General features: G+C 57.8%; 7 protein-coding genes. 3 read left to right on the top strand and 4 right to left on the bottom strand.

Annotated features, from left to right (window positions below; translation table 11 throughout):
• Positions 1–626: 626 nt before the first annotated feature.
• Positions 627–1,808 (top strand): Na+/H+ antiporter NhaA, encoded by a 1,182-nt coding sequence (gene nhaA, locus ACKLKD_RS27095; RefSeq protein WP_004194048.1) that lies wholly within the window; start codon positions 627–629, stop codon positions 1,806–1,808.
• A 426-nt stretch (positions 1,809–2,234) separates the two neighbouring features.
• Here nhaA and ACKLKD_RS27090 read toward each other — a convergent pair whose 3' ends face one another.
• The 4 genes from ACKLKD_RS27090 to ACKLKD_RS27075 form a co-directional block, all read right to left on the bottom strand.
• On the bottom strand, positions 2,235–2,549 hold the full coding sequence (locus tag ACKLKD_RS27090; protein WP_000091613.1) for a hypothetical protein: 315 nt from the start codon (positions 2,547–2,549) through the stop codon (positions 2,235–2,237).
• Between the two features lie 254 nt (positions 2,550–2,803).
• A complete protein-coding gene (locus ACKLKD_RS27085; protein WP_003465043.1) occupies positions 2,804–3,160 on the bottom strand; it encodes a cupin domain-containing protein in 357 nt (118 codons plus the stop codon).
• The gene (locus tag ACKLKD_RS27080; protein ID WP_001293886.1) at positions 3,150–3,551 is read right to left on the bottom strand and encodes a DUF86 domain-containing protein; all 402 of its coding nucleotides are present in this window, start codon (positions 3,549–3,551) and stop codon (positions 3,150–3,152) included. Before ACKLKD_RS27080 ends, ACKLKD_RS27085 begins: the two co-directional genes overlap by 11 nt.
• Complete coding sequence (locus ACKLKD_RS27075) at positions 3,548–3,838, bottom strand: nucleotidyltransferase family protein (RefSeq protein WP_001247892.1); 291 nt, start codon at positions 3,836–3,838, stop codon at positions 3,548–3,550. The genes ACKLKD_RS27080 and ACKLKD_RS27075 overlap by 4 nt, the downstream gene beginning before the upstream one ends.
• Before the next feature lie 74 nt (positions 3,839–3,912).
• Between ACKLKD_RS27075 and ACKLKD_RS27070 the strand changes: the two genes are divergently transcribed.
• Positions 3,913–6,879, top strand: a complete 2,967-nt coding sequence (locus ACKLKD_RS27070; protein ID WP_087806397.1) for a Tn3-like element ISPa38 family transposase — start codon at positions 3,913–3,915, stop codon at positions 6,877–6,879.
• 78 nt (positions 6,880–6,957) lie between these two features.
• Positions 6,958–7,662, top strand: a 705-nt coding sequence (locus tag ACKLKD_RS27065; RefSeq protein WP_420061999.1) for an IS110-like element IS5075 family transposase, incomplete at its 3' end; no start/stop codon positions are given.

Below are 7,662 nucleotides of genomic sequence, written 5' to 3'. Positions count from 1 at the left end.
GGCCATAACCGGGTGAACCCGTCGGTCCGCGGAATGGCCGCCGCGTAAAAGATCTCACAGCATCCGGCAAGCAATAAATATATCCAGCCCAAAACTTCTGGCCTCAGTGTTAACGAAATGCGCCATTTTGACCTGTGGTATGTCTTTTCTGACAGCCATTCGTCACCGGCATGGACGGATAATTATCCATCAGCTGCTGTTCAGGCTTTTCAGGATAATGCGGCTCAGAGCAGCATCTGTCTGCAAACGGTGTCCTGTGTAATCATTTTCCATCACTACCCGTGTCAGTTTACGTTGCCAGCTCTTACTGACAGATACTATTTACTGACACGCGGCGGATAGTAAATTTCAGCCATGTTCTGGAAACAGACTGAGCAAATTTCTCAGAATGGAAACGCACCCTAGCCCCGCCAAGGCTTCGCTTTACGATAATTTACCTGAAGGCGGCCATTTACCTGACGGTGCATGATAAAATGTAACCACAGACCGACCGAATTTAACTTATTAATTTAATTATCTAAATTTCTTACATCAGTCAATCAGGCTGTGCATTGCATTTTTGGAGTGCACAGTCTCTGGGTTGCCTGATTCACAATTCGTAAGTCAACATCTCAGGGGGAGATTAAGTGACAGAAAACCCAATCGGATTAACCAGAAAAGTTATCAAGCCCGTTTCTAATTTTTTCAGTTCACCTGTAGCGGGCGGTATTGTGCTTATTATTGCTTCGGCAGCCGCTATCATCGTGGCCAATTCGCCCCTCAGGGAAGGTTATGAAACACTCCTGAAATACAAAACAGCAGGCCTGTCCGTTGAGCACTGGATAAACGATGCCCTGATGGCCGTATTCTTTATGATGGTCGGGCTGGAAATCAAGCGTGAGCTTGTCACCGGCCAGTTAGCCACCTGGAGCCAGCGTGCGTTGCCGGGCTTTGCCGCACTGGGTGGTCTGGCCGTACCTGCCCTGATTTACGTGGGGTTTAATGCCGGTCATGACGAAACCCTTTCCGGCTGGGCCATCCCGGCGGCCACGGATATTGCTTTTGCGCTCGGTGTACTCGCCTTACTGGGCAGTCGTGTGCCAGTCTCGCTAAAAATTTTCCTGTCGGCGCTGGCTATTCTGGATGACATGGGGGCGGTGGCTATCATCGCGCTCTTCTATACCAGCAACATTTCGCTTCTGATGCTGGGTGGTGCAGCGGCAATGGTTGCTCTGCTGTTTAGCCTGAACCGTGCCGGCGTGACGCGCCTGCTGCCCTATCTGCTGACGGGGGGAGTACTGTGGTTTTTCATGCTTCAGTCAGGCGTGCATGCCACCGTCGCGGGTATCCTGCTGGCGTTCTTTATCCCGCTGCGAACCAGGAATGCGGCTGATGAAGTGCCTCTGGACAGGCTTGAGCATGCCATCAACCCCTGGGTCACGTTTATGATACTGCCGCTGTTTGGCTTCGCCAATGCGGGCGTCGCGTTGTCGGGCATGACGATGAATGACCTGTTGTCGCCGGTTCCGGTAGGCGTGGCGCTGGGCCTGTTTTTGGGTAAACAGGCAGGTATCTTTGGCCTGTCGCTACTGGCCGTCAGCCTGGGCCTGGCGAAACGACCAGAGAAAAGTACCTGGTTACAGGTTTATGGTGTCTCGGTACTGTGTGGGATTGGTTTTACCATGAGCCTGTTTATCGGCAATCTGGCCTTTACAGGCAGCCCTCTGCTCGTTGATGAGGTCAAGGTGGGGGTTCTGGCAGGGTCCATACTGGCCGCTCTGGCCGGTATTTTGATACTGCGCTTTGCGCCTTCTAAGCAAGTCAGGTAACGTATTATCTACAGGAAAATCCCCGTGATAACGGGGGTTTTTTCACACTGTCAGTGTATATTCTGAAGAGAAAATTGAAATTATTTAATTTTATTATAAATAATTACCTTTCTATCTTTCACATTTTACAGGCGGAGCCCTGTTCAGATAAGTCAGGATGAACGCTGGCATATCAGTTAAAATATTATGTTATTCAAATAAATAGTCGGCTAACGTGGTTTTTTACACGACTGGCCCTCTAACCCCGCTACTGAATACTGACCGCCAAAAGGCGGTTTTTTTGTTCAAAGAAACTGATCTCAGTATCGCGCCCGGGGCAGCTGGCCAACGTCGCCGGCATCGCGCCGGCAAAAATCGAAAAACAGAAATATCAGCAAGATAGCTTAAACAGGTGTCGGGAAATTTCGTTGAGATATTTTGAAGGAATCACAGTGTAAGCAGGCGCTTTTTCAGGGAGGCGCGTTCTTGCGGGTTGCGTCCCTTGTGATTGGCGATGCGATCCGCCGTGGCGGCCTGGCGCTTGACGGGCCAGTAGGAGCGGCCATCCTTGCCCATCGACCAGACGCTGCTGGCCTGGTTTTCCAGCAGGGGCAGATGGGCGCTCAGGGCTTCGGGCGACGCGCTGGTCAGCGCCGTGCGCTCACGGGTGCGCCAGCGCTGATGCCAGAGCTTCTTGTCCTCGCGCTCGCTGCCGCAGGTCGTGTGCCCGACGATGGGTGTTTTGCGGCGGCTGCGGCTCATAACGTAGTGGTCTCCAAGAACATTCAGGACTGATCCCAGGCGTCGATGGTCAAGACCTGATCGGCAGGACAGGCGGCTACGCGGTCGGGAACTGGATGGTGTTCAGTCTCATGCCGACCCCATTCGATTGATCGCGTCGCTTGCGGCACGCTGCGACGCAAGGAGGTTTGCGACCTGGTTTAGCAGCCGTGTCCGCTGCATGTCTGTTACCTATCTCCCCGACCGCTCATTGGACCAACTCCAGAGATTGGGCTCTATCGCTCAGCCAATACGAAACCGGCATTGGCTGATGCCACAACCGAGACGAACACAAATGGCTCGGTACCTGTATTTCGCGCCCCGTGCACTTGGCCCGGTCTTGCCACGGCTATCTCACCTTCCCTGAGGGCACGAACAATCCCATTGCCCTGAAAGTAATCAGCCATTCCCGACAAAACAGTCCACGTGTCTTGGCCGTGAGGATGAATGTGAGCCGCAATTTCCTGCCCGGGATGGACATGCCAAACCACGATAATTGAGTCTCGGGTTTCAAGCACAACGGAACGAATAGGCTCGCCTTCGGACGGCTGAACATACTCGGCTACAGAAAATATTCTCGATTCAACAGTCATCGGAGATCCCTCTTTCACAGTTGTCGTTACGGTCTTCATCGTCGGCATCCTGACGCACGGCGGGCAATTGCTGGAGCAACGCCGGCAGCCATTCCTGTACCGTCTCCCACACCACATCGAGGTTGATGTCGAAATAGCCGTGAGCCATGCGATTACGCATATTGCGCATGCTGCGCCACGGCACGTCGGCATGCGCCTGGGTGAACTCGACGTAGCCATCCATCACCTTTGTGGCCGCCTCGCCGATGACGATCAGGCTCATGATGACGGCCTGCTGGGTGCGCTTGTCGGCCAAGAAGTCGTCCTTGGCCATCCCTTCCACGAAGCTGCGCGCATCGGTTGCGGCCTGCTGAATGTGGTCGAGGTAATCGGGCAGGCGGTTCTCGCTCATATCGGTTGCGCCTCCGCGAGCACCTTGGCCCGGAACTTCGGCGGCAGGTCGCCGGGAGTCAGCAGATCGACGTCAACGCCGAGCAGCGATTTCAGTTCTTCTTCCAAATCGCCCAAGTCCAACAACGTGGCACCGGGCAGCGCATCGACCAACAGGTCGAGGTCGCTGCCATCCCGGTCGGTGCCATGCAGCACCGAGCCGAAGACGCGCGGGTTCGCGGCGCGAAAGCGGCCTACCGCTTCACGCACTGCGCTTCGCTTCATGTCAAGCACAACAGACGGTCGCATGCGCATCCTTTCTTATCGAAACTCGTTGAGATGATATGCAATCAAGAATAGAATTTCAAGAAGAAGGAAACCGCATGCCCCGCCGTTCGATCCTCTCCGCCGCCGAGCGCGAAAGCCTGCTGGCGTTGCCGGACACCAAGGATGAGTTGATCCGTCACTACACGTTCAGCGAAAGCGACCTCTCCATCATCCGGCAGCGGCGCGGCCCGGCCAATCGGCTGGGCTTCGCGGTGCAGCTCTGCTACCTGCGCTTTCCCGGCGTCATCCTTGGCGCTGATGAGCCACCGTTCCCGCCATTGCTGAGACTGGTCGCCAACCAGCTCAAGGTCGGCATCGAAAGCTGGGACGAGTACGGGCAGCGTGAGCAGACCCGACGCGAGCACCTGGTCGAGCTGCAAACGGTGTTCGGCTTCCAGCCGTTCACGATTGGCCACTACCGGCAGGCTGTCCAGTTGCTGACCGAGCTGGCCATGCAAACCGACAAGGGCATCGTGCTGGCCAGAGCCTTGATCGAGCACCTGCGGCGGCAGTCGGTCATTGTGCCCGCCCTCAACGCCGTCGAGCGGGCGAGCGCCGAAGCGATTACCCGCGCCAACCGGCGTCTCTACGACGCCTTGGCTGAGCCGCTGACGGACGTGCATCGCCGTCGCCTCGACGATCTGCTCAAGCGCCGCGACAACGGCAAGACGACGTGGCTGGCCTGGCTGCGGCAATCCCCGGTCAAACCGAACTCGCGGCACATGCTGGAACACATCGAACGCCTCAAGGCGTGGCAGGCGCTCGACCTGCCCTCCGGCATCGAGCGGCTGGTTCACCAGAACCGGCTGCTCAAGATCGCCCGCGAGGGCGGCCAGATGACGCCCGCCGACCTGGCGAAGTTCGAGCCGCAGCGGCGTTACGCGACCCTGGTGGCGCTCGCCATCGAGGGCATGGCCACCGTCACCGACGAAATCATCGACCTGCATGACCGCATCCTGGGCAAGCTGTTCAATGCCGCCAAGAACAAGCATCAGCAGCAGTTCCAGGCATCCGGCAAGGCGATCAATGCCAAGGTGCGGCTGTTCGGGCGCATCGGCCAGGCGCTGATCGAGGCCAAGCAAGCGGGCCGCGATCCGTTCGCCGCCATCGAGGCCGTCATGTCCTGGGATGCTTTCGCCGAGAGCGTCACCGAAGCGCAGCGGCTCGCGCAACCCGAGGACTTCGATTTCCTGCACCGCATCGGCGAGAGCTACGCCACGCTGCGCCGCTACGCGCCGGAATTTCTCGACGTGCTCAAGTTGCGGGCCGCGCCCGCCGCCAAGGACGTACTCGACGCCATCGAGGTGCTGCGCAGCATGAACAGCGACAACGCCCGCAAGGTGCCCACCGACGCGCCGACCGAGTTCATCAAGCCGCGCTGGCAGAAGCTGGTGATGACCGACACCGGCATCGACCGGCGCTACTACGAACTGTGCGCGCTGTCGGAGCTGAAGAACGCGCTGCGCTCCGGCGACATCTGGGTGCAAGGCTCGCGCCAGTTCAAGGACTTCGAGGACTACCTGGTGCCGCCCGCGAAATTCGCCAGCCTCAAGCAGGCCAGCGAATTGCCGCTGGCCGTGGCCACCGATTGCGACCAGTACCTGCATGACCGGCTGACGCTGCTGGAAACGCAGCTCGCCACCGTCAACCGCATGGCGCTGGCCAACGAGCTGCCGGACGCCATCATCACGGAGTCGGGCCTGAAGATCACGCCGCTCGATGCGGCGGTGCCCGATACCGCACAGGCCCTGATCGACCAGACGGCGATGATCCTACCGCACGTCAAGATCACCGAATTGCTGCTGGAGGTAGACGAATGGACGGGCTTCACCCGGCACTTCGCCCACCTGAAGTCAGGCGACCTGGCCAAGGACAAAAACCTGTTGCTGACCACGATCCTCGCCGACGCGATCAACCTGGGCCTGACCAAGATGGCGGAATCGTGCCCCGGCACGACCTACGCCAAGCTGGCCTGGCTGCAAGCCTGGCACATCCGCGACGAAACCTACGGGGCGGCACTGGCCGAGCTGGTCAACGCGCAGTTCCGACATCCCTTCGCCGAGCATTGGGGCGACGGCACCACGTCATCGTCGGACGGCCAGAACTTCCGCACCGGCAGCAAGGCCGAGAGCACCGGCCACATCAATCCGAAATACGGCAGCAGCCCAGGGCGGACGTTCTACACCCATATCTCCGACCAGTACGCGCCGTTCCACACCAAGGTCGTGAACGTCGGCGTGCGCGACTCGACCTACGTGCTCGACGGCCTGCTGTATCACGAATCCGACCTGCGGATCGAGGAGCACTACACCGACACGGCAGGGTTCACGGACCACGTCTTCGCGTTGATGCACCTGCTGGGCTTCCGCTTCGCCCCGCGCATTCGTGACCTGGGCGACACCAAGCTCTACATCCCGAAGGGCGATGCCACCTACGAGGCGTTGAAACCGATGATCGGCGGCACGCTCAACATCAAGCACGTCCGCGCCCATTGGGATGAAATCCTGCGGATGGCCACCTCGATCAAGCAGGGCACGGCGACGGCCTCGCTGATGCTCAGGAAGCTTGGCAGCTACCCGCGCCAGAACGGCCTGGCCGTCGCCCTGCGTGAGCTGGGACGCATCGAGCGCACACTGTTCATCCTGGACTGGCTGCAAAGCGTCGAGCTGCGCCGCCGCGTGCATGCCGGGCTGAACAAAGGCGAGGCGCGCAACGCGCTGGCCCGCGCCGTGTTCTTAAACCGCCTGGGGGAAATCCGCGACCGCAGCTTCGAGCAGCAGCGCTACCGGGCCAGCGGCCTCAACCTGGTGACGGCGGCCATCGTGCTATGGAACACGGTCTATCTGGAGCGGGCCGCGAACGCCTTGCGTGGCCACGGTCAAGCCGTCGATGACGGCCTGTTGCAGTACCTGTCGCCGCTCGGCTGGGAGCACATCAACCTGACCGGCGATTACCTCTGGCGCAGCAGCGCCAAGATCGGCGCGGGCAAGTTCAGGCCGCTACGGCCGCTGCAACCGGCTTAGCGTGCTTTATTTAATGAGATGGTCACTCCCTCCTTCCCGGTACTATGCTGAGGACAGGCTTTCATTCGGAGAACCATCATGGAAAACATTGCGCTTATTGGTATCGATCTGGGTAAGAACTCTTTCCATATTCATTGTCAGGATCATCGTGGGAAGGCCGTTTACCGTAAAAAATTCACCCGACCAAAGCTAATCGAATTTCTGGCGACATGCCCGGCAACAACCATCGCGATGGAAGCCTGTGGCGGTTCTCACTTTATGGCACGCAAGCTGGCAGAGTTAGGGCATTTTCCAAAGCTGATATCACCGCAATTTGTCCGCCCATTCGTTAAAAGCAACAAAAATGACTTCGTTGATGCTGAAGCTATCTGTGAAGCAGCATCACGTCCATCTATGCGTTTCGTGCAGCCCAGAACCGAATCTCAGCAGGCAATGCGAGCTCTGCATCGTGTCCGTGAATCCCTGGTTCAGGATAAGGTGAAAACAACTAATCAGATGCATGCTTTTCTGCTGGAATTTGGTATCAGCGTTCCGCGAGGTGCTGCCGTTATTAGTCGACTGAGTACCCTTCTTGAGGACAGTAGTTTGCCTCTTTATCTCAGCCAGTTACTGCTGAAATTACAACAGCATTATCACTATCTTGTTGAGCAGATTAAAGATCTGGAATCTCAGTTGAAACGAAAGTTGGACGAAGATGAGGTTGGACAGCGCTTGCTGAGTATTCCCTGCGTTGGAACGCTGACTGCCAGTACTATTTCAACTGAGATTGGCGACGGGAAGCAG

The sequence above is a fragment of the Klebsiella sp. 10982 genome, from assembly GCF_048589245.1.
Lineage (GTDB): Bacteria > Pseudomonadota > Gammaproteobacteria > Enterobacterales > Enterobacteriaceae > Klebsiella > Klebsiella quasivariicola.
This window is presented reverse-complemented; position numbering and strand designations above follow the sequence as displayed.